The following is a 20,893-nucleotide window of genomic DNA, read 5'->3' on the forward strand; positions in this document are numbered from 1 at the left end:
CGACTGATGGCGGTGGCGCGCAGTTACCTGTACGTGCCGGGCGACCGGGCGGACCTGCTGGACAAGGCGGCCGGGCGGGGCGCGGACGCGCTCGTGCTCGACCTGGAGGACGCGGTCACGCCGGCTCGCAAGGCGCAGGCCCGGGAGACGGTCGCCGGGTACCTGGGCGCCGCCGCGCCGTCCGGCCCGCAGTTGTGGGTGCGGATCAACAGCGACCAGGTCGAGGCGGACGTCGAGGTGCTCTCCCCGGCGGCGGCCGGGGTGTGGGTGCCGAAGGCCGAGCCGGAGCTGCTCGCCGAGGTCGACGCGGCGCTGGCCCGGGTGCAGCGGCGGCTCGGCCCGGACGCCCCGGCGTTCCGGGTGGTGGCGCTGATCGAGACCGCCCGGGGCGTGCTCACCGCGCCGCGGGTGGCCGAAGCGCCACGGGTGCTGCGGCTCGGCCTCGGCGAGGCGGACCTCGCCGGTGAGCTGGGGTTGCAGCCCGGGCCGGACCGCGCCGAGTTCGCCCCGATCCGCTCCCAGGTCGTCGTCGCGTCGGCCGCGGCCGGCATCACCCCGCCGGTGGGACCGGTGGAGACGACGCTGCGCGACCCGGAGCGGCTGGAGCGGACCACCCGGGCGCTGCTGCGGCAGGGCTTCCGGGCGCGCAGCGCCATCCACCCCGGGCAGATCGCGACGATCAACGAGGTGTTCACCCCCACCGAGGCCGAGGTGGCCTCCGCCCGGGCCGTACTGGAGGCGCTGGAGCAGGCCGAACGCGGCGGCTCCGGGGTGGCCACCGACGCCGGCGGGCGGCTGCTGGACCGGGCGGTGGTACGGGCCGCCGCCGAGGTGGTACGCCGCGCCGAGGCGTCCGCCGGCTGAACCGTGACGCCGGGCCGGGGACCGCCGACGGGTGCGATGTGGCCCGGCCCGGCACGGGTCAGGGCGTGCCGAGCGTGGCGCGGGCGGCCAGGATGTGCGCCCGCATCACCGAGCCGGCCCAGGCCCGGTCGCGCGCCTCGAACGCGTCGATCAGCTCCCGGTGGTGCGACATGCTGCGCGCCATCGCCGCCTCGTCGTACCGGCGGAACGTGCGGTTCACCAGGGGCGTCTGCACCACCGCCCCGAGCAGCGCGCTCAACCGGCGGTTCCGCCCGGCGCCCAGGATGATCTCGTGGAACTGCGCGTTGCAGACCGCGATCCGGTCCGCCCGGTCCCGCCGCTGACCGGCCGCGTAGCCCTCCATCTCGGCGCACAGCTCGCGCAGCCGGGCGATCTCCTCCGGCGTGATCCGGGTCGCGGCCAGCTCGGCGCCGTACCCCTCCAGCAGGGCACGCAGCTCGAAGATCTCCTCCAGGTCCTGCTCCCGCCAGGCCGGCACGGTGGCGCCCCGGTTGGCCTCCCAGTCCACCAGGCCCTCGGCGTGCAGCCGGCGCAGCGCCTCTCGTACCGGGGTGCGGCTCACCCCCACCGCGGCGGCGAGATCCTCCTCGGAGAGCTTCTTCCCCGGCTCGTACGCCCCACCGAGGATGCGCGTCTTGATCGACTCGTACGCCGACTGCGTGGCCCGGCCCATGCGTCCCCCTCTGTTCACCGATGGTGAACCTACATCGACGCGGTGGAACCGCCGTTGACGGCGTACTCCGAGCCGGTCACCTGCCGGGCCCGGTCCCCGGCCAGGAACAGCACCACCTCGGCGACGTCCTCCGGCTCGTTCATCCGGCCCAGCGGCAGCCGGCGCAGCTCGTGCACGACGTGGTCGGCGGCGGCGGAGACGTCGATGCCGAGCCGGAGCGCGACCGACTCCAGGTAGGCGTCCATGGTCGCGGTCCGGGTCGGGCCGGGCGCGACGGTGTTCACCCGCACGCCCCGCGGGCCGTACTCCAGAGCCAGGCCCTTGGCGAGGCTGAGCAGCGCGGCCTTGCTGACCGCGTAGTCGAGCATGTGCGGCTTGGGGTGCCGCGCCGCCTCGGAGCCGACGTTCACCACGCTGCCGCCGCCCCGCTCGACCATGAGCGGCACGAGCGCGCGGCACAGGCGCACGCAGGACATCACGTTCACGTCCCAGGTGCGCTGCCAGGCGGCGTCGTCGATGTCGGTGAACGCGTCCCGGTACGGTGCGAGCGCCACGTTGTTGACGAGCACGTCCGCGCCGCCGTACCGGCTGGTCACCTCCCGCACGACGGCGGCGACGCCGGCCGGGGTGCCCAGGTCGGCGGTGACCGCGACGCCCACGCACGCGGACACGTCCAGGTCGGCGGAGACGACCTCGGCGCCCTCGCCGGCCAGCCGGCGGGCGACCGCGAGCCCGATCCCCGATCCGGCGCCGGTGACGACAGCGACAGTGCCCCTCATCCGCTGCTCCCCCCGGTGCCGCCGCGGGCGAGCACCTCGTCGTTGTGCTCGCCGAGCGTCGGCGCGAGCCGGCCGGACGGCAGCGGCGAGCCCGACATGACGATCGGCGAGGCGATGCTGCGCAGCCGCCCGGCCACCGGGTGCTCGACGATCGACACCAGGCCGGTCCCGGCCTCTTCCTCCTCGCGCAGGATCTCCTCGTAGCCGGCCAGCGGCGCGCACGGCACGTCGATCGCGGACAGCTCCGCCAGCCACTCGGCTGTGGTGCGCCCGCGCAGCACCTCGGCGACCACCCGGTAGAGCCCGTCGGCGTTGGCGATCCGCTTGCCGACGGTGTCGTAGTCGGGATGGCGCAGCAGGTCGGCGCGCCCGACCAGGGTGAGGAACCGTTCCCACTGCCGGCCCGTGTAGATCAGGACGCAGAGGTGCCCGTCGGCGGTGGCGTACGGGCGGCGGTTCGGTGCGGCGGTACGCGGGTAGAGCGGCGGCCCGGTGGGTGGCTCGAACGTCCAGCCGTCGAGCTGTTCGAGCAGGCCGAAGGCGACCATCGTGTCGAACATCGGCACCTCGACGCACTGCCCCTCGCCGGTGGCGTCGCGGTGCCGCAGCGCGGCGAGCACGGCGGTGGACGCGGTGAGCCCGGTGATCTTGTCGGCGAGCGGGGTGACGACGTACCCGGGCTGGTCCTGGTTGACGCTCTGGAGCCGGGCGATCCCGGAGGCGCCCTGGATCACGTCGTCGTAGGCGGGCCGGTCGGCGTGCGGGCCGGTGCCCCGGAAACCCGGGATCGTGCAGTAGACGATCGCCGGGTGCAGCGCGCGCACGTCGTCGTAGGTGAGCGCGAGCCGGGCCGCGGCGGCCGGGCGCATGTTGTGCACCAGCACGTCCATCGTCGGCACCAGCCGGTCGAACGCGGCCCGGTCGGCGGGCGCCTTGAGGTCCAGCAGGACGCTCTTCTTGCCCCGGTTCATGTTGAGGAACACCGCCGCCATGCCGGGGGTGCGGGCGGCGCCGAGCTGGCGGGCGATGTCCCCGCCCGGCGGCTCCACCTTGATCACCTCGGCGCCCAGGTCGGCCAGCATCAGCGTGCAGTACGGGCCGGAGAACGTGCTGGTCAGGTCCAGCACCCGCAGTCCGGACAGCGGCCCGGTCACGGGAATCCACCGGCCCGGCTCAGCATGCCCGGCAGCTCCGTGCCGAACACCTCGCCCAGCCACCTGGCGTTGCCGATCGCCGCGTCCAGCGACACCCCGGTACGCGTCCCGGAGCGTTCCAGCGCGTACACCACGTCCTCGGTGGCCACGTTGCCGGTGGCGGCCGGCGCGAACGGGCAGCCGCCGATGCCGCCGACGCTGGCGTCGATCGCCCGCGCACCGGCCCCGACGGCGGCCAGGACATTCGCCAGGCCCAGGTTGCGGGTGTTGTGGAAGTGCCCGCGCAGGCTCGCGGCGGTGCGCTCGCGCACGGCGGTGAACAGCCGCTCCACCTGGGACGGCACGGCCACACCGATGGTGTCGGCGAGCGCCACCTCGTCCGGCGCCACCGGTGCCAGGTCGTCGACGACGCGCAGCACGCGCTCCGGCGGCGTCTCCCCCTCGAACGGGCACCCGAACGCGGCCCCGACGGTGACCGAGGCACGCAGCCCATGCTCGCGGGCCCGGGGCAGCAGCCGCCGCACCTCCGCCACCGCCTCGGCGGTGGTCGTGCCCTGGTTGCGCCGGCAGAACGTGTCGGTGGCGACCACCACGAAGTTGACCTCGGTGACGCCTGCGGCGACGGCCCGGTCCAGACCGCGCCCGTTCATCACCAGGCCGATCGAGGCCAGGCCCGGCTCGTCGCGGACCAGCGCCGTCAACGCGTCGGCGTCGGCGAGCTTCGGCACCTTGGCCGGGTTGACGAAGCTCGTCACCTCGACGCGCCGGCTGCCCGCCGCGACCGCCCGGCGCACCAGTTCGGCCTTCTGCGCGGTGGTCAGCTCCGCCGGGTGGTTCTGCAGGCCGTCGCGGGGACCGACCTCGACGATCTCGACGTTCAAGACAGCGCCTTCAGTCCGGCCTGCGCGACCTCCATGTCCTGCGTGTAGTGGCCGCCGCTGACCCCGATGCCGCCGACCAGCACGTCGTCGACCTTCACCGGATAGCCGCCGCCGAAGGTCACCAGCCGGTCGATCGCGGGCGGGGCGCCCATCGCCAGCGGGCCGTCGTCCTTGATGAAGTCGTACCAGCCGTCGCTGCTCAGCCCGAAACCGACTGCCGTGTACGCCTTGTCCTGCGCCAGCTGGACGCTCACCAGCGGCGCGCCGTCCATCCGCTCGTACGCCTTCAGCACGCCGCTCTCGTCGCACACCGCGACGGTGACCGCGAAGCCCATCTCCTCGGCCCGGGCGACGGCGGCGGCCACCATCGCCCGCGCGGCCGGCGCGGAGATCGAACGCTTCTTCACCACGTGCGGGTTCTTCGCCATGACTGCCTCCTCAGATCGCGCCGGCGGCGCGCAGTTCGGTGATCCGGTCGTCGGCCAGGCACAGCACCTGGCGCAGGACCTCGTCGGTGTGCTCACCCAGCCGGGGGCCCACCGAACGCAGCCGGCCCGGGGTGCGGGACAGCCGGGGCGCGACGTTCTGCATCGGGAACGCGCCCATCTCCGGGTGGTCGAGTTCGACGATCGCCTCGCGCGCGGCGAAGTGCTCGTCGGCCAGCATCTCCCGGGCGGTGTAGACCGACCCGGCCGGTACGCCGCCCAGATGCAGCAGCCGCAGCAGCGCGGCCGGCTCGAACGTGACGGTCCACGCCGCGATCAGGTCGTCCAGTTCGGCCTGGTGCGCGCCGCGGGCGGCGTGGGTGGCGTACCGGGGGTCGTCGGCCAGGTCCGGGCGGCCCATCACCGCCGCCAGGCGGCGGAACACCGTGTCCTGGTTCGCGGCGATCAGCACCGTGGCGCCGTCGCGGGTCGGGTACGCGTTGCTTGGCGCCACGTTGGGCAGGATGGAGCCGGTCCGCTCCCTGACGTAGCCGGTGAGCGCGTACTCCGGCACCAGCGACTCCATCAGCGCCAGCACCGACTCGTAGATGGCGCTGTCCACCACCTGGCCCTGGCCGGTGCTGCCCGCCACCCGCAACGCCATCATGGCGCCGAGCGCGGCGAACGTGCCGGCCAGCGAGTCGCCGAGGCTCACGCCGATGCGGCTCGGCGGCGTGGACGGGTCGCCGGTGACGTGCCGGATCCCGCCCATCGCCTCGCCGATCGAGCCGTAGCCGGCGCGGGACGCGTACGGGCCGTCCTGCCCGAACGCGGTGACCCGCACGACGACCAGCCGCGGGTTGATCCGGTGCAGCTCCTCCGGCGCGAGCCCCCAGCGTTCCAGCGTGCCCGGGCGGAAGTTCTCCACGAACACGTCGGCGCCGGCGAGCAGGTCGCGCATGAGCTGCTGCCCCTCGGGCATCCGCAGGTTGCAGGTGACCGACTTCTTGTTGCGGGCCACCACCGGGAACCACAGCGACTTGCCGTGCGGCTTCTCCCGCCCCCACTGCCGCATCGGGTCGCCGCCGTCCGGCTGTTCGACCTTGATCACCTCGGCGCCGAAGTCGCCGAGCAGTTGCGCGCAGAACGGCCCGGCCAGCAGCACGCCGGCCTCCACCACCCGTACGCCGGTCAGCGGCCCGTCGGGAAAGCTGCCGGTCATCCGGCCGGCTCCGACAGGCCGAACATCTTCTCGATGCGGGCCTCGGCGAACCGGGAGACCGCACCCGCCCGGGTCACCGACCGGACGCCCTCGATCTTCAGCAGCGCCGGGCGGACCAGCGAGCCCATGGTGACCGGCGCGGACGGGCAGGCCGCGCAGCGGCCGTGGAACGTGACCCGGGCGTCGCCGTCGGCGTCCACGTCGACGGTGACGCCGCCGCCGTGCGCCTCGACGAGCTGGCGTACCTTGCCGTCGAGCGCGCGGTCGGCGGCCTTCGCCGTCTTGTCAGCGCCCATCCTTGCGGCCCTTCTTCGCGGACTTCTTGCCGCTCTTGCCGTACAGCTCCTTCTTCTTGGCCTTCACGTCGATGCCGAGCACCCGGGCGAAGTTCAGGCCGAAGATCTTCTCCTTGATCTCGTCGGTCAGCTCCGGGTAGCCGTAACCGTCCTGGAGGTCCTCCGGCATGCGCATCTCGGCGAACAGGTCGATGTACGCCTGCACCTTCGGCCAGACGAACGCCTCGGAGCCCCACAGCAGCCGGTCCGGGCCGACGTGCAGCAGGCACTTGCCGATGGCGTGCAGCGCGGCGCGGGGCGCGACCGGGTACTGGTTGATCCAGGCGGTGAGCGCGAGGTGGATGTTCTCGTAGCGGGCGGCGATGTTGATCGTCTCGTTGATGAACGGCTCACCGAGGTGGTGCACGATGAACGTCATCTCGGGGAAGTCCTGCGCCGCGCGCTCCAGGTCGTACGGCGCCAGGTCGGCGATGTGCTGGGTGTTGAACGCCAGGCCCTTATGGAACTGCACGTTCGTCACACCGTGTTCGAGGGCGGTCTCCCACAGCGGGTACGCGACCTGCCGGTCGTCGATCTTCCAGGACAGGCCGCCGGAGTGCGCCTGGTAGAACTTGAAGCTGGTGGCGCCCCACTCCTCGATCTGCCGGATCATCTCGGTCACCGCGCCGTAGCGGCCGTGGGTGATCGGGTCGACGCCGCCACAGAACAGCACCCGGTCCGGGTACGCCTCCTTGAGCCGGTAGTTGTTCTCCGCCGGCGAGAAACCCAGCTTCCAGCCGCCGTGGCTGGGCACCGTCTGGGCCATCGCCATGTCGGTGTCGGACTCCTCGAACATCAACCGGTACGCGTCCTCGACCGACAGTTCACGGCCGGAGATGTCGTCGTACGGGTAGCCCGGGGCGGAGTACTTGCGGGCGTACTCGACGAGCGCGTTCGTCGACTTCTTCCCGCCGTGGTTGAAGTCGATGTTCTCGTCGGTGAGCTTGTACATGTGGATGGCGTTGTCGAGGACGAAGAAGCCGTTCTTCATGGGGTGGGACGTCCCTTCGGGGTGGTGTCGTGCTCCAGGCGTTCGACGTGCCGGACCGCGAGCTGGCGGCGGCGCCGCACCGACCACGCGGCGACCGAGACGCCGGCGATGACGGCGAGACCGTTGAAGACGCGCTCGATCCAGGTCGCGGCGCCGAGGTGTTGCAGGCCGGCGATGGTGAAGGTGATGAAGTACGCGGCGATCACGGTGCCGAGGACGTTGACCCGGCCGGGTCGCAGCGCGGCGGCGCCGAGGAAGGCGGCGGCGAAGGCCGGCAGCAGGAACTGCTCGCCGACAGTGGGCTGGGCCGAACCGATCCGCGAGGCCAGCAGCACCCCGGCGAGCGAGGCGAGCACCGCCGCGCCGACGAACGCCCGGATGGTGTAGCTGCGCACGTCGATGCCGGCCCGGGCGGCACCGCGCAGGTTGCCGTCCATCGCGTAGAGCCGCTGACCGAAGGGCGTCCACACGACGATGAACTCCAGCGCCAGCACCAGCACCACGAGGTAGATCAGCGGCAGCGGGACGCCGCCCAGGTCGCCGCGGGCGATCTCGGTGAACGCCGGCGGCACGTTCTGGTACAGCACCCGGCCGCCGGTGACCATGTAGAGCAGACCCATCAGCAGGCTGCCCACGGCGAGCGTCGCGATGATCGAACTCATGCCGAACTTCAGCACCAGCAGGCTGTTGAGCAGGCCGACCGCGACGCCGACGGCGAGCACGGCGACCAGGGCCAGCCAGATCGGCACGCCCTGCACCGCGATCAGCCAGATGCTCACGCCCTGCGCCAAGCCCAGCATCGGACCGACCGACGCGTCCAGGTAGTGCGCCAGCAGTGGCAGCGTGGCGGCCATCGCCACGATCACCGTCACGGTCTGGTTGACCAGGATCAGCCGGAAGTTCGTGGTGGTGAAGTAGGTCTCCGGGGTGAGCACGGAGAAGACCGCGATCACCAGGACGAGCATGCCGAGAAGCCCGAACCGGCTCACCCCCTCGACCGCGCGCTCCCCGGCTCCGGCGCGGGACCGGTCGGCGCTCTGCTTGACGACCGTGCGGCCGCCGCCCGGCGGCGTCTTCGTGGTGGCGGCGGTCATCGGACCGCCTCCCCGGCCGTGGCGAGCGTGCCGGCGACGATCAGCTGCACGCACCGTTCGACGTCGAGCCCTTCGGTGGGGCCGTGGTAGACGTTGCGGCCGCCCTTCATCACCAGCAGCCGGTCGGCCATCGACAGGATCTCCGGGATCCGGTGGCTGATCACGATGACCGCGTAGCCGCGGTCGCGCAGCCGGCGGATCAGCGCGTTGACGCCGTCGGACTCGGTGGTGCCGAGCGCAGCGGTCGGCTCGTCCATCACCATCACGCGCGGCTCGTTCTCGGTGACCAGCGCGCGGGCGATGGCGACCATCTGCCGCTGCCCGCCGGAGAGCCCTTCGACCAGCACGTTCATGTCGTGCAGGTCGATGCCGAGTTCCTCCAGCACCGCCCGGGTGCGCTCGCGCATCGCCCGCTTGCGCAGCACGGGCAGGCCGCGTACGCCGCCGGTCCACTCGCGACCGAGGAAGACGTTCTCGACGATGCTCAGGTTGTCGGAGAGGCCGAGGTCCTGGTAGATCATCTCGATCCCGGCGGCGCGGGCCCCGCCGATGGTGTGCGGCGTCAGGTCCCGGCCGGCCACCCGCAGGCGGCCCGTGTCCGGCGCCAGCGCGCCGCTGACCATGCTCATCAGCGTGGACTTGCCGGCACCGTTGTCCCCGACGACGCCCAGGATCTCGCCCGGGCGCACGTCGAAGGAGACGTCGGTGACGGCGCGTACCCGGCCGTAGGACTTGCTGACGCCCACCGCCTCCAGCACCGGGGCGGCACTCATCGGGCCTCGCTCCACATCTTCTCGTAGCGCTCGGCGTAGTTCACGTAGCTGTTCCAGTCGACGGCGCCGTCCTTGGGCGCGTTCGTCTTGTCGAAGACTGTGGCCGGGATGCCCTGCTCGGCGTCGGGCAGCGCGGGCTGCCCGGCGGCCAGCCGGCCCACCTGGTCGATGGCGGCGTAGGCGTTCCAGCCGCGGATGGCGCCGAAGTCGGCGAGCTGGTCACCGGCGGCCACGCTGCCCAGCCGCTCCGGCTCGGCGTTCTTGGACAGCACCTTGATGTCGTTGCGGCCGGCGGCCCGGATGGCGGCGATGACGGACTCCACGCCGTTGCCGTACGGCGTGAGGATGTACTGCAGGTTGTCACCGTGCTTCTGGATCAGCGAGGTGGTGATGTTCTGCATCTCGATCGGGTCGACCGCCTGCGCCAGCGTGCGCTCGCGGACCTCCAGCAGCTCGCAGCCGGTGCAGCCGGCGAGCACGCGCTTGCTGGCGTTGAGCGCCTCGACCAGGTGCGGGTAGCCGACGTCCCAGAGGAAGACGACCTTGGCCTTGCCGTTGGAGTCGGCGACGGCCTTCGCCGTGGCCAGCACCGCCTGGAACGTCCTGCTCCAGGACGGCTGGCGCGACGGCGGCACCGACCCGATCTGCGGCATGAGCATGGGCGAGACCGCGGAGAAGGTCGCCCGCGAGTTCGGCGTGTCCCGCGCCGACCAGGACGCCTGGTCGGCGCGCAGCCACCAGCGGCTGGCCCGGGCCTGGGAGTCCGGCGCGATGGCGCAGGAGGTGCTGCCGCTGGACGAGCTGGACCGCGACGAGACGGTACGCCCCGACACCACACCGGAACGGCTCGCCCGGCTCCGCCCGTCGTTCACCGGCGACGGCACCGTCACGGCCGGCAACGCCAGCCAGATGGCCGACGGCGCCGCGGCGGTCGTGGTGGCGAGCGGCGAGGCGGTACGGCGGCACGGGCTGACCCCGCTGGGCCGGATCGTCGGGTTCGCGGCAGTCGGCGTGGACCCGACGATGATGGGCGTCGGACCGGCCGAGGCGATCCCGCTCGCGCTGCGCCGGGCCGGGCTGACCGTCGGCGACGTCGACCTGTTCGAGATCAACGAGGCGTTCGCGGCGCAGATCGTGCAGAACGTCCGCGCGCTGGGCCTGGACGAGGAGCGGGTGAACGTCAACGGCGGCGGGATCGCCCTCGGCCACCCGACCGGCCAGAGCGGCGCCCGGCTGGTCGTGTCGCTGCTGCACGAACTGGCCCGCCGCGACGGCCGGTACGGCGTGGCGAGCCTGTGCGTGGGCGGCGGGCAGGGCATCGCCGCCGTGATCGAGCGGGTGACCCGGTGATCGCCGTCGTGGTCGGCCTGGGCCCGATGGGCCGGGGCATCGCGCAGGTCCTCGCCGCGGCGGGGCACACCGTACGGGTCGTCGACGCCACCGCCGAGCTGGGCCGCGCCGGCCTGGAGCGGATCCGCGCCGACGGCGCCACCGGCGACCTCGACGCCGCCGCCGACGTCGAGACCGCGCTGGCCGGCGCGGACGTGCTGATCGAGGCGATCGTGGAGGACATGGCCGCCAAGCGCGACCTGCTCGCCCGGGTCGCCGCCGCCGGCGGGCCGGACCTGCTCGTCGCCTCCAACACCTCGTCGCTGAGCGTCAACGAGATGGGCCGCGCGTTCGGCGCCCCGGAACGCCTGCTCGGGCTGCACTTCTTCAACCCGCCCACCCGGATGCGCCTGGTGGAGGTGATCGTCGGCGCGGCCACCGGCGAGGCGACGGTACGGCGGGCGCTGGCGCTCGTGGAGTCGCTCGGCAAGACCGCCGTGGTGTGCCGGGACTCGCCGAACTTCATCGTCAACCGGGTGTGCCGGCCGCTGTACTACGAGGCGCAACTCCTCCTCGCGCAGGGCGTCGAGGCGGCGGTGGTGGACGCGGTCGCCCGGGGCGCGCTCGGGCACCCGATGGGTCCGCTGCAACTGCTCGACTTCACCGGGCTGCACACGCACCTGGCCTCCTCGGAGACCGCGCTGCGCGAGTTCGGCGACCCCCGCTACCGGCCCATCCCCCAGGTGCGTGGCCTGGTCCGGGCCGGCCTGACCGGCAAGGCCGCCGGTCGCGGCTTCTACGACTACGCCGCCGAGCCGCCGCGCGAGGCCAACGCCCGGGTGGTCCGGCAGCCCGGAGTGCCGAACGGTCCGGCGGCCCGCGTGGTGAGCCTCGGCGCGCCGACCCCAGCGCGGGTGGCGGAGCTGGCCCGGCTGGCGGCGCGGCAGAACGTGGTGCTGGACAGCTCCGACGCCGGCTGGGCCGAGGTGCTGCCCGCCGACGTCGGCTGGATCCGGCTGCACCGGCGCGCCGACGACGCCGTGTTCGCCGAGGTGGTCGAGGACCCGGTCGCGGGCATCGCCGTCCCCGGCTTCGTCGACCGGCTGCTGGACCACCTCGGCGCGCCGTCGGTGCGGGTGCCGGCGCTGCCCGGCCTGGTCGGCGACCGGCTCGCCCACTGCCTGGTGAACGAGGCGGCCACAGTGGTCGAGGAGGGCACTGCCACCGCCGACGACGTGGACGTGGCGCTGCGCCTGGCCATGAACCATCCGCGCGGCCCGTTCGAGACACTGCGGTCCGCCGGGGCGGCGACCGTGTACGAGGCGCTGCGGTCGATGGCCGACGCGTTCGGCGACCCCCGCTACCGCCCGGCGCAACTGCTGCGGCGGCAGGCGATCGGCGAGGCGAGGGCCGCCCGGTGACGCGGGCGGACGACACCGGCGTGGGCGTGCTGCGCACGGGTGTGCTCGCCGGGCGGCACGCCGTGGTCACCGGCGCCGGCAGCGGCATCGGCCGGGCGGTCGCCGTGCGCCTGGTCGAGCTGGGCGCCCACGTCACCGGGCTGGGCCGGCACGCCGGCACGCTCGCCGCCACCGGCGAGGCGGCCAGCGGCGAGGCGGCCACCGGGGACGGGCGCTACACGTACGCGGTCTGCGACGTCCGCGACCACGACCGCGCCGCCGCGACCATCGCCGAGGTGGGTGACGCGCACGGCATCGACCTGCTGGTGAACAACGCCGGCGGGCAGTTCTTCGCCCCCGCCACGCGGATCTCGGCGCGGGGCTGGGCGGCAGTCGTCGACCTGAACCTGACCAGCGTCTTCCACCTCACCACCGCCGCGTACCCGTACCTGCGGCGGGCCCGCGGGGCGGTGGTGAGCATGTCGCTGTCCGGTGTGGAACGCGGCGGGCAGGGCATGGCGCACGCCGTCGCCGCCCGGGCCGGCGTGCTCGGGCTGACCCGCACGCTGGCGCTGGAGTGGGCCGCCGACGGCATCCGGCTCAACTGCCTCGGACCGGGCACGGTGCTCACCGCCGCGCTCGACGCCGAGGCGGACCGGCACGTACGGGACAACCTGGTGGACCGGGCCACGCCGCTGCGCCGCCCGACCCGGGTCGAGGAGGTCGCCGAGCTGGTGGCGTTCCTGGCCGGCCCGGCCGCCGCCATGATGACCGGCCAGCTCATCCAGCTCGACGGCGGCGCGCACCTGGGCCCGGGGCTGCACATGCTGGCCGAGGCGTACCGGTGAGCCACGCCCTCGCCGACGTCGTGGCCGAGCACGTCCGCCCGGGCCGGCGGGTCTACCTGGGCAACTTCGGCGCGCAGCTGTTCGCCGTGGGCCACGAGATGATCCGGCAGCGGATCCGGGACGTGGACGTGGTGATCGCCTCCGGCGGGCTGCTGATGGACCAGTTGCTCGGCGCCGGGGTGCTGCGGTCGGCGACATACGGCCACTGCTGGAGCCCGGTCGGCCCGGCGCCCGCGTGGAACTTCCGGCGCGCCGCGCAGGACGGCGACACGAGTGTCACGCTGCACGAGCTGAGCCTCGGGCTGCTCACCGCCGCGCTGACGGCCGGGGCCTGGCGGGTGCCGTTCATGCCGGTGCCGGACCTGCCCGGCACCGGCTACGTGGACGAGGACTGGAGCCGGGGCCGGCTGTCGCGGGTGGACTCGGCGTTCGGCGCGGCCCGGGTGGTCCGCGCGGAGCGGCCCGACGTGGCGTTCGTCCACGTCGACCTGGCCGACACCGACGGCAACGGGGTGATCCGCGGCCCGCTGGGCGAGGTGCTCGTCGCCGCCCAGGCGGCCCGCCGCACCGTGCTCGTCGCCGAGCAGGTCACCGACGCCGAGACGGTACGCGCCACCGGGATCAGCATTCCCGGGCTGCTCGTCGACGCGGTGGTCGAGTCCCCCGGCGCGGTACGCCCCGACGGCGCGGTCGGCCGGTACCCGCGCGACGTGCAGGCGTACGAGCGGTATGCCCGCTGCTCGGCCACGGCTGACGGTTTCCGGCGGTGGCTGGCCGAGGAGGTGCTGTGACCACCGCGGACTTCCTGGTCCGGGCGGCGCGGGAGTTCCGCCGCGGCGGGTGGGTGTTCACCGGCTTCCACTGGCCGGTGCTCGCCGGCCAGTGCGCGTACGCACTGCCCGGCGAACCGTTCAGCCAGGTCTTCGAGGCCGGTGCCAGCGCGCACCGGCCCGGTGCCGACGTGCCGACCAGCACCACCGACTACCCGGCGTACGCCGACGGGTTCGGCTGGCTGGGCGGCACCGCCGACGTGCTGCTGACGATGGGCCACCGGTTCGACCGGGTGGTGCTCGACGCCGGCAACGTCGACCTGCGCGGCCGGATCAACTCGTCGTACCTGGGCCCCCGGGAGCGGCCCACGGTGCGGCTACCCGGTGGCGGGGGCGCCGCCGACATCGCGGCTGCGGCGCGGGAACTGGTGCTGCTGCACGGCGCGAGGGATCCGCGCCGGATCGTGCGGGCGGTCGAGCACGTGACCGCCGCGCCCGCGCCGGACGCGCTGGTGCGGCTGCACACCCGGTGGGGCGTGGTGCGGCTCGGCGCCGAACCCCGGCTGGAGGAGGTCACCGCGGACGGCGAGGTGCTGCGCGCCCACCTGGCCGCGCTCGGCGTACCGGTCGAGGACGCGGTGCCCCGGCCGCCGGTCAGCACCGCCGAACGCGCCGCGGCCGTGAACGTGCTGCGGCGGGCCGCCGTACGCGGCTACTCAGTGGCGAAGGGAACGGACAGAGGATGACTGACGACGATCTCGGTGAGCTGCGCCGGCAGGTGCGGGACCTGGTCGGCGAGTGGCGCGACGGCGACCGGTTCCGGCCGGTGTGCGACGCGTGGCTGCGCTCGTACGACACGGAGTTCAGCCGCGCGCTGGCGGACCGGGGCTGGATCGGGCTGACCTGGCCGCGCGAGTACGGCGGGCAGGCCCGCTCGAACCGGGCGCGGCTGGTGGTCACCGAGGAGCTGCTGCGCGCCGGGGCACCGGTGGCCGCGCACTGGATCGCGGACCGGCAGATCGGCCCGGCCGTCCTGCGGTACGGCTCCCCCGCGCTGCGCGAGCGGTACCTGCCGGCGATCGCCGCCGGGGAGGTGACGTTCTGCCTCGGCATGAGCGAGACCGAGTCCGGCAGCGACCTCGCCTCGGTGCGTACCACGGCCCGCCCGGACGGCGACGGCTGGCGGCTCACCGGCGGCAAGATCTGGACCAGCCACGCCCACCGGTCCACGCACGCGTACGTGCTGTGCCGCACCGGCACCGGCGGCGACCGGCACGAGGGCCTGACCGAGCTGATCGTGGACATGTCCGCGCCCGGCGTGACCGTCCGGCCGATCGTCGACCTGCGCGGCGAGCACCACTTCAACGAGGTCCTCTTCGACGACGTGCACGTGCCCGGCGACCACGTGCTGGGCACCGCCGGCAACGGCTGGACGCAGGTCACCGAGCAGTTGTCCTTCGAGCGCGGCGGCATGGAACGGGTGCTGAGCACGTACCCGCTGCTGGCCGCCACCGTCGACGCGTGCGCCGCGCGGCGGGACGCGGACGCCGCGCTGGGCGAGGCGCTGGCCCGGCTGGCCGGGCTGCGCGGCCTGGCCTGGCGGATCGCCGGTGAGCTGGACGCCGGCCAGGCCCCGGTGCACGACGCGGCGGTGCTGAAGGACCTGGGCACCGAGTTCGAGGCCGACGTCAACGAGATCGCCCGTACCGTGCTCGACGCCGGGCCCGACCCCGACGGCGACGGACCGGCCGGGCTGCTCGCCCAGGGGCTGCTGGCCGCGCCGGGCTTCTCGATCCGCGGCGGCACCACCGAGGTGCTGCGCACCATCATCGCCAAGGGCGCCGCCCGCGCGCCCCGGCGCGGCGGCGACAAGCTGCGGGAGCTGGCCGACGACGTGCTCGGCGGTCACGGCGGCGACCCGGACGGCCTGCCCGCGCTCTGGTCCACCGTGCACGGGCTGGGCTGGACCGGCGTGTCGGTGCCGGAGGGCGCGGGCGGCTCGGGCGGCACGCTCGCCGACCTGGCCGCGCTCGTGCGCGGGCTGGGCCGCCACGGCGTCTCCCTGCCGCTGGCCGAGACCGTGCTGGCCGCCCGGCAGCTCGCCGCCGCCGGTCGCGACCTGCCCGGCGGCGTCGCCACCGTGGTCGCCGGCGACGGGCTCGCGGTGGCCGGCGGGCGGCTGCGCGGCACCGCCGCCCGCGTGCCGTGGGCCGCCGCCGCGCGGACCCTGCTGGTGTACGCGGGCGACGACGCGTTCGTGGTGCCCGCCGACCACCCCGGCGTCCGGGTCATGCCCGGCCGCAACCTGGCCGCCGAGCCGCGCGACGACGTGACGCTCGACGTGCCGGTCACCGGCGACATGCGGCTGACCGGGGCCGCGCCCGCCGCGACGGTACGCGCCGAGGCGGCCGTGCTGACCGCCGCCGCGCTCACCGGCGCGCTGGAGACCGCTGTGGAGCACACCCGGCAGCACGTGACGACGCGGGAGCAGTTCGGCCGGCCGCTGCTGGCGTTCCAGGCGGTCGGGCAGACACTGGCCCGGATGACCGCGCACACGCTGCTGGCCGGCACCGCGCTCGACGCCGCGCTGGCCGGGCCGGACCCGCTGCGGGTCGCCGCCGCCCGGGTGCTCACCGGCCGGGCCGCGACGCTGGTGGCGCGCGGCGCGCACCAGCTGCACGGGGCGATGGGCGTGACCCGCGAGCACCCGCTGCACCTGTCCACCCGCAGGCTCTGGTCCTGGCGGGACGAGAACGGCACCCAGCAGTTCTGGGCCGCCACGCTCGGCGCGGCGCTGGTGCCGCGCGGCAGCGCCGGCGTCTGGTCCTGGCTGACCGAGCAGGAGGATGAGTCATGAGCAAAGTGGAACTGCACAACGCGGACGGGCGCTGGACGCTCACGCTGAACGACCCGGACCGGCGCAACGCCATCGACGCGGAGATGCGCGACGCGCTCGGCGACGCGATCGCCGAGGTGGCCGCCGACCGGCACGCCCGCACGCTCGTGGTCACCGGCGCGGGTACGGCGTTCTGCGCCGGCGCCGACCTGCCCGCCATGTTCGGCGAACCAGGCCGCGGCGTCGCGGAGATCCGCGCCGACCTGCACCGCGTCTACGACAGCTTCCTGCGGGTACGGGCGCTGCCGATTCCGACGATCGCCGCGGTGCAAGGGCCGGCGGTGGGCGCCGGGCTGAACCTGGCGCTGGCGTGCGACACGCGGATCGTCGGGCCGAAGGCGAAGCTGATCGCCTCGTTCACGAAGCTCGGCCTGCACCCCGGCGGGGGCTGTACCTGGTTCCTCACCCGGGCGCTCGGCCCGGAACGGGCCCTGCAACTGCTGCTCGACGGCGGGAGTGTGGACGGCCCCGAGGCGGTACGCGTCAGGCTCGCCGCGACGTTCGCGGACGACCCGTTGGCCGCCGCGCACGAGCGGGCCGAACGGTGGGCGGCGCTGGACCCGGCGCTGGCCCGGGACATCAAGACGTCGGTGCGCACCGCGGAGACGGCCGGTTTCGCCGCCGCCCTGGAGTTCGAGTCGTGGGCGCAGGCGTCCTCGGCGACCGGGCCGGCGATCCAGGAGGCGGTGGCCGTGTTCCGCAAGTGACCCGGTCGGGGTATGCGCGGGCCCCGCCGCGGCTGTAGCCGTTCTCGAGCCGGCCCACCTAGCGTCGGCTCGACCAGCCGCGCCGGTCGCGGCGGGCACAGGGACAGGGGGGCCGGCTGTGCGGATCCGACAAGCGGCGGAGGCGGCTGCCGGGCCACAGGCCCCGGTCGCGGCCGTCGACCGGCCCGGCCCGGGCGGCGGACGGCACGTACACGTCGAGGTCGTCGGTGCGTGAGCGGATGACCCGGCGAGGGCTGTTCGGCCTGACCGCGGCGGCCGGCGGCGCCGGCCTCGCCCGGTGGGACGCCCCGGCGGACGCCGTCCCGTTCGGCCCGGTCACGGTGCCGCCCGGTGACCCCCGGTACGAGGAGCTGACCACCCGGGCCTACAACGGCCGGTACACGGGCCGGCCGGCTCGGGTGCGACTGGTCGGCACACCCGAGCAGGTGGCCGACGCGGTCGGTGAGGCTGTTCGCGACGGGCTGCGGATCGGCGTCCGCAGCGGCGGGCACGGCTTCGCCGACGTGCCGGACCATCCGGACGTGCGGGTGCTGATCGACGTGTCGCAGATGAACGCGATCGGCTACGACCCCGGCCGGAAGGCGTTCGTGGTGGAGTCCGGCGCGACGCTCGGGCAGGTGTACCGGACGCTGTTCCTGGGCTGGGGCGTGACCCTGCCCGGTGGCACGTGCCCCGACGTGGGGATCGGCGGGCACGTCGCCGGTGGCGGCTACGGCGCGCTCTCCCACCGGTACGGCGCGATCGTCGACCACCTGGAGGCGGTCGAGGTGGTGGTGGTCGGTGCGTCCGGCCGCCCCCGCACCGTGATCGCCTCACGTGATCCCGGCGACCCGAACCACGACCTCTGGTGGGCGCACACCGGTGGTGGCGGCGGCACCTTCGGCGTGGTCACCCGCTACTGGTTCCGCTCGCCGGGGACGCGGGGCGCGCCGGCCACGCTGCTGCCGAAGCCGCCGGCCTCGCTGCGCCAGGCGATGGTGGCGTGGCGGTGGGACGACGTCGACGAGGTGGGATTCGCCCGGCTGCTGACCAACTACACCGACTGGCACGCGGCACGGCCCGACGCCGACCTGCACGCCGGTCTCAGCCTCCTGCACCGCGCGACCGGCGAGATCCGGCTGGATGTGCAGACCTCCGGTGACGACCCGCGCGCCGTGGCGTTCGTGGACGACTACGTGGCGGCAATCGGCGCCGGGGTCGGCGCGGAACCGGCGGTGCAGGCCTTCACCTGGCCGTGGCTGCGCGCCACCACGTCGTCCTATCCGGGCCTGAGCCGCTACCGGATGAAGTCGAAGTCGGCGATGCTGCGGCGGCCGTGGACCGCGGGTCAGATCGCCACGATTCACCGCTTCCTCCAGCGCGGCGGCCCGGAGTTCTACGGCGCCGGGGCGTACCTGAGCAAGTTCGGCGGGCGGATCGGGCGGGTGCCGGCCGACGCGACCGCGATGCCGCACCGGGACGCGCGGCTGAGCTCGTTCTTCGAGACGGCGTGGCTCGACGAGGCCGAGGACGCGACGCAGCTGGCCTGGGTACGCGATCTCTACCGCGAGGTGCACGCCGACAGCGGCGGGGCGCCCGTGCCCGGCGCGGCGTACAGCGGGGCGTTCGCGAACTACCTCGACACCGATCTGGCCGACGAGGCGCTCAACCCGTCCGGTACGCCGTGGCACGAGTTCTACTACCGGGACAACTACCCCCGCCTGCAGCGGGTGAAGGCGCGCTGGGATCCGCGGGACGTGTTCCGGCACCGGATGTCGGTCCGGCCGTCCTGACCGGCCGGGCGCCGCTCTCGCCGGGTTGGGGGCCGACGGCGAGAGCGGCTGCTCCCGAGGGCCTCAGCGGCCCTTACGCCGGTGGTACGCGGCCATCGTCAGCGGACCGAAGACCAGGACCAGGCCCACCGATATGCCCACCACCCAGGCGATCTGCTCGACCGTGGCGTCGCCGTGCATGAGCCCGCGGGCGGCGGTGGCCGCGAAGCTCATCGGGTTGGCGTCGGCGATGATCTGCATCCACTGCGGCATGGTCTCGGTCGGCACGAAGATGTTGCTGGTGAAGACCAGCGGGAAGACCACGATCATGCTGGTCGAGGCGACCGTCTCGGGCGCCTTGGCCACCACGCCGAGGGTGGTGAAGATCCAGCTCACCCCGAACGCGAACAGGATCAGCACGAGCACCGCGAAGATCGTCCCGGTGAGGCTGCCCCGGAATCCGAGCAGCACGCCGAGCGTGATGGTAAGCGTGAGCGCGACCACGTAGCGGAACATGTCGGCGAGCAGGCTGCCGACGATGGTGGCCGGCTGCCAGAACGGCAGCGTGCGGAACCGGTCGAAGATGCCCTTGGTGATGTCCGTGTTCAGGGCCGTTCCGGTGTAGACGGACATCATGACCACGGTCTGCACCAGGATGCCGGGCAGGAACAGCTGGAGGTAGTCGCTCGTCGACCCGCCGATCGCCCCGCCGAAGAGGTGGGTGAAGACCAGCAGGAAGATGAACGGGAACAGGATCATGTCGACGAGCTGGGCCGGGTGGTGCCGGAAGGTGGCCAGCGCCCGCCAGAGGTGGGTCAGCGACGCGGCCAGCGGCCCCGGTCGCGGTGGCCGCGGGTACGCGGTCAACGACCGCCGCAGCACGTCCTCCAGAACCGCGGACGGCTGCTCGGCGGGAACGCCGGCGGGGGTCTCGGTGGTGACGCTCATGCGACGTTCTCCTTCTGCGGCGTCTCGGCGGCGGGCGTGTGGTCCGCGTCGACCTTGTGCCCGGTCAACGCCAGGAACACCTCGTCCAGGCTGGGCTGGCCGAGCGAGAACTCGCTGACCCGCAGGCCCGAACGGTTGAGGCGGATCAGGGCCTCGGCGGCGGCGTCCGGGTCGTCGACCCGGGCGGTGAACGCCGCCGGGTCGGCCGCGTACTCCACTGTGGTGCCGAGCACCGCGCCCAGCATCTCTCCGGCGCGCGGCCGGTCCTCCGGGCTGACCAGGCGAACGTGCACCGCCCCACTGCCGACCGACGCCTTCAGCTCGCCCGGCGTGCCCTCCGCGATGATCTTCCCGCGGTCGATCACGGCGATGCGCTGGGCCAGCTCGTCGGCCTCCTCCAGGTACTGCGTGGTGAGCAGCACCGTGGTGCCGACCGACACCAGCGCGCGTACCGCGTCCCAGACCTGGAGGCGGCCCTGCGGGTCCAGCCCGGCGGTCGGCTCGTCGAGGAACAGCAGCTTGGGCGCCACCACGATGCTCGCGGCGATGTCCAGCCGCCGCCGCATGCCACCGGAGTAGCCCTTCACCAGGCGGTCCGCCGCATAGGCGATGCCGAACGCCTCCAGCAGTTCGCCGGCCCGGCGACGGGACTCGGACCAGGAGTGCCCGAGCAACCGGGCCACCAGGATCAGGTTCTCCTCTCCGGTGAGGCCCTCGTCGACCGAGGCGAACTGACCGGTGAGGCTCACCAGGCGGCGCACCGCCTCACCCTCGGTCGCCACGTCGTGTCCGAACACCCGGGCCGTGCCGCCGTCCGGCTTGAGCAGCGTGGCGAGCGTGCGGATCGTGGTCGTCTTGCCCGCGCCGTTGGGCCCGAGGAAGCCATAGATCATGCCTTTCGGCACGTTCAGATGGACCCCGTCCAATGCGCGAACCGTCCCGAAGACCTTGACCAGGCCCTCGATCTCGATCGCAGAATCCGACTGTGCTTTCAATTCCCTCTCCCCTGGG

Annotated in this window: 22 protein-coding genes; 9 read left to right on the forward strand and 13 right to left on the reverse strand. The window is 73.9% G+C overall.

Going from position 1 to position 20,893, the window contains the following annotated elements; genetic code table 11:
• Positions 1 to 6 precede the first annotated feature (6 nt).
• A complete protein-coding gene (locus CLT75_RS10720) occupies positions 7 to 864 on the forward strand; it encodes an HpcH/HpaI aldolase/citrate lyase family protein (protein WP_486485122.1) in 858 nt (285 codons plus the stop codon).
• A gap of 58 nt (positions 865 to 922) precedes the next feature.
• Here the strand turns inward: CLT75_RS10720 and CLT75_RS10725 are convergent, their stop codons facing one another.
• The 11 genes from CLT75_RS10725 to CLT75_RS10775 are packed head-to-tail and all read right to left on the reverse strand — an operon-like array spanning position 923 to position 9,802.
• Positions 923 to 1,558 carry a GntR family transcriptional regulator gene (locus CLT75_RS10725; RefSeq protein ID WP_013286904.1) on the reverse strand — a complete coding sequence of 212 codons (636 nt, stop codon included), beginning with the start codon at positions 1,556 to 1,558 and terminating at the stop codon, positions 923 to 925.
• 29 nt (positions 1,559 to 1,587) lie between these two features.
• Positions 1,588 to 2,337 carry an SDR family oxidoreductase gene (locus tag CLT75_RS10730; RefSeq protein ID WP_135240663.1) on the reverse strand — a complete coding sequence of 250 codons (750 nt, stop codon included), beginning with the start codon at positions 2,335 to 2,337 and terminating at the stop codon, positions 1,588 to 1,590.
• Positions 2,334 to 3,491 (reverse strand): CoA transferase, encoded by a 1,158-nt coding sequence (locus CLT75_RS10735; RefSeq protein ID WP_135240664.1) that lies wholly within the window; start codon positions 3,489 to 3,491, stop codon positions 2,334 to 2,336. Before CLT75_RS10735 ends, CLT75_RS10730 begins: the two co-directional genes overlap by 4 nt.
• Positions 3,488 to 4,372 carry a hydroxymethylglutaryl-CoA lyase gene (locus CLT75_RS10740; protein ID WP_135240665.1) on the reverse strand — a complete coding sequence of 295 codons (885 nt, stop codon included), beginning with the start codon at positions 4,370 to 4,372 and terminating at the stop codon, positions 3,488 to 3,490. The genes CLT75_RS10735 and CLT75_RS10740 overlap by 4 nt, the downstream gene beginning before the upstream one ends.
• On the reverse strand, positions 4,369 to 4,800 hold the full coding sequence (locus CLT75_RS10745) for a GlcG/HbpS family heme-binding protein (RefSeq protein ID WP_135240666.1): 432 nt from the start codon (positions 4,798 to 4,800) through the stop codon (positions 4,369 to 4,371). Before CLT75_RS10745 ends, CLT75_RS10740 begins: the two co-directional genes overlap by 4 nt.
• A gap of 10 nt (positions 4,801 to 4,810) precedes the next feature.
• Positions 4,811 to 6,019 carry a CaiB/BaiF CoA transferase family protein gene (locus CLT75_RS10750; RefSeq protein ID WP_135240667.1) on the reverse strand — a complete coding sequence of 403 codons (1,209 nt, stop codon included), beginning with the start codon at positions 6,017 to 6,019 and terminating at the stop codon, positions 4,811 to 4,813.
• Positions 6,016 to 6,315, reverse strand: coding sequence for a NifU family protein (locus CLT75_RS10755; protein ID WP_052166116.1), 300 nt, complete (start codon positions 6,313 to 6,315; stop codon positions 6,016 to 6,018). Before CLT75_RS10755 ends, CLT75_RS10750 begins: the two co-directional genes overlap by 4 nt.
• Positions 6,305 to 7,345: an amidohydrolase family protein gene (locus tag CLT75_RS10760; RefSeq protein ID WP_135240668.1), complete on the reverse strand. Its 1,041-nt coding sequence runs from the start codon at positions 7,343 to 7,345 to the stop codon at positions 6,305 to 6,307. Before CLT75_RS10760 ends, CLT75_RS10755 begins: the two co-directional genes overlap by 11 nt.
• Positions 7,342 to 8,439 carry an ABC transporter permease gene (locus tag CLT75_RS10765; protein WP_135240669.1) on the reverse strand — a complete coding sequence of 366 codons (1,098 nt, stop codon included), beginning with the start codon at positions 8,437 to 8,439 and terminating at the stop codon, positions 7,342 to 7,344. Before CLT75_RS10765 ends, CLT75_RS10760 begins: the two co-directional genes overlap by 4 nt.
• Positions 8,436 to 9,212, reverse strand: a complete 777-nt coding sequence (locus CLT75_RS10770; RefSeq protein ID WP_135240670.1) for an ATP-binding cassette domain-containing protein — start codon at positions 9,210 to 9,212, stop codon at positions 8,436 to 8,438. The genes CLT75_RS10765 and CLT75_RS10770 overlap by 4 nt, the downstream gene beginning before the upstream one ends.
• A complete protein-coding gene (locus CLT75_RS10775; RefSeq protein ID WP_135240671.1) occupies positions 9,209 to 9,802 on the reverse strand; it encodes a substrate-binding domain-containing protein in 594 nt (197 codons plus the stop codon). The genes CLT75_RS10770 and CLT75_RS10775 overlap by 4 nt, the downstream gene beginning before the upstream one ends.
• Between CLT75_RS10775 and CLT75_RS10780 the strand changes: the two genes are divergently transcribed.
• The 8 genes from CLT75_RS10780 (at position 9,792) to CLT75_RS10815 (ending at position 18,955) form a co-directional block, all read left to right on the forward strand.
• Complete coding sequence (locus CLT75_RS10780) at positions 9,792 to 10,562, forward strand: thiolase family protein (RefSeq protein WP_486485123.1); 771 nt, start codon at positions 9,792 to 9,794, stop codon at positions 10,560 to 10,562. The genes CLT75_RS10775 and CLT75_RS10780 overlap by 11 nt on opposite strands.
• The gene (locus CLT75_RS10785; RefSeq protein WP_135240672.1) at positions 10,559 to 11,962 is read left to right on the forward strand and encodes a 3-hydroxyacyl-CoA dehydrogenase NAD-binding domain-containing protein; all 1,404 of its coding nucleotides are present in this window, start codon (positions 10,559 to 10,561) and stop codon (positions 11,960 to 11,962) included. The genes CLT75_RS10780 and CLT75_RS10785 overlap by 4 nt, the downstream gene beginning before the upstream one ends.
• On the forward strand, positions 11,959 to 12,789 hold the full coding sequence (locus CLT75_RS10790; protein ID WP_135240673.1) for an SDR family oxidoreductase: 831 nt from the start codon (positions 11,959 to 11,961) through the stop codon (positions 12,787 to 12,789). Before CLT75_RS10785 ends, CLT75_RS10790 begins: the two co-directional genes overlap by 4 nt.
• On the forward strand, positions 12,786 to 13,580 hold the full coding sequence (locus CLT75_RS10795; RefSeq protein WP_135240674.1) for a CoA-transferase: 795 nt from the start codon (positions 12,786 to 12,788) through the stop codon (positions 13,578 to 13,580). The genes CLT75_RS10790 and CLT75_RS10795 overlap by 4 nt, the downstream gene beginning before the upstream one ends.
• Positions 13,577 to 14,305: a co-chaperone HscB gene (locus CLT75_RS10800; protein WP_135240675.1), complete on the forward strand. Its 729-nt coding sequence runs from the start codon at positions 13,577 to 13,579 to the stop codon at positions 14,303 to 14,305. Before CLT75_RS10795 ends, CLT75_RS10800 begins: the two co-directional genes overlap by 4 nt.
• Complete coding sequence (locus CLT75_RS10805; protein WP_135240676.1) at positions 14,302 to 16,416, forward strand: acyl-CoA dehydrogenase family protein; 2,115 nt, start codon at positions 14,302 to 14,304, stop codon at positions 16,414 to 16,416. Before CLT75_RS10800 ends, CLT75_RS10805 begins: the two co-directional genes overlap by 4 nt.
• Complete coding sequence (locus CLT75_RS10810; RefSeq protein WP_135240677.1) at positions 16,413 to 17,162, forward strand: enoyl-CoA hydratase; 750 nt, start codon at positions 16,413 to 16,415, stop codon at positions 17,160 to 17,162. The genes CLT75_RS10805 and CLT75_RS10810 overlap by 4 nt, the downstream gene beginning before the upstream one ends.
• Before the next feature lie 227 nt (positions 17,163 to 17,389).
• Complete coding sequence (locus CLT75_RS10815; protein WP_486485124.1) at positions 17,390 to 18,955, forward strand: FAD-binding oxidoreductase; 1,566 nt, start codon at positions 17,390 to 17,392, stop codon at positions 18,953 to 18,955.
• Positions 18,956 to 19,018: 63 nt separating this feature from the next.
• Here the strand turns inward: CLT75_RS10815 and CLT75_RS10820 are convergent, their stop codons facing one another.
• Entirely contained in the window at positions 19,019 to 19,882 is an 864-nt protein-coding gene (locus CLT75_RS10820; RefSeq protein WP_135240678.1) for an ABC transporter permease, read from the reverse strand.
• A complete protein-coding gene (locus tag CLT75_RS10825; protein ID WP_135240679.1) occupies positions 19,879 to 20,877 on the reverse strand; it encodes an ATP-binding cassette domain-containing protein in 999 nt (332 codons plus the stop codon). The genes CLT75_RS10820 and CLT75_RS10825 overlap by 4 nt, the downstream gene beginning before the upstream one ends.
• Positions 20,878 to 20,893: the final 16 nt, after the last annotated feature.

The sequence above is a fragment of the Micromonospora sp. CNZ285 genome (assembly GCF_004637285.1).